This is a genomic window from Brevundimonas sp. LPMIX5, from assembly GCF_003576505.1.
Taxonomy (GTDB): Bacteria; Pseudomonadota; Alphaproteobacteria; order Caulobacterales; family Caulobacteraceae; genus Brevundimonas; species Brevundimonas naejangsanensis.
Genome location: NZ_QWTZ01000056.1, coordinates 1 through 733, shown reverse-complemented (window position 1 = coordinate 733; position 733 = coordinate 1). Strand labels below are relative to the sequence as shown.

Annotated in this window: 1 protein-coding gene; it reads left to right on the top strand. The window is 70.8% G+C overall.

The annotated features are described in order from the left end of the window. On the top strand, window positions 1-733 hold a 733-nt coding region (locus tag D1604_RS15255), incomplete at both ends, for an outer membrane protein (protein ID WP_147399945.1).

Sequence of the window (733 nt, the reverse complement as noted above, 5' to 3'; positions counted from 1 at the left end):
GCCGGCTACCACATCATCGACGACATCAATACGGAAGCTTCGGCGACCGGCCACAACTGGAACTGGGAAGTCAACGACGGCTGGGCGGCCTTTGCTCGCCTGGGCTACCGTTTCAACCCGAACTGGCGTGTTGAGCTCGAAGGCGGCTACCGCTCGGGCGACATCGGCCGCGTGCGCGCCGTCTCGGGTCCGCAGGGCCTGTGCAACCTGACGCCGGCCACCGGTCCGTGCCACTCGCCGGAAGGCGACATCACGTCGACCACTCTGATGGCCAACGTCATCTATGACTTCGGTTCGCCGGACTGGACCATCCGTCCGTTCGTCGGCCTGGGCGTCGGCGCCAACCGCGTCAACACCGACACCGTCGGCCGCCTGCGTCAGACGCCTGGCGTGGCCTTCGCCGCTGACGACAGCTCGACCAAGTTCGCCGCCCAGGCGATCGCCGGTCTGGCCTGGGCCGTCTCGGACCGCGCCAACATCGACCTGACGTACCGTTATCTGACGGGCGACATGGAGTTCGACACCAACACCTCGGGTACGGGCGCCATTCCGTTCGGCACCCTGGCGGGCGACTATGACCAGTCGCACACCGTGACGCTGGGCCTGCGCTATGCGTTCGGCGCCGAGCCGGTGGCCCCGCCGCCGCCGCCGCCCCCGCCGCCGCCGCCTCCGCCGCCTCCCCCGCCGCCGCCTCCGCCGCCGCCGCCGCCGCTCCGGCCAAGCCGGCTGCGCG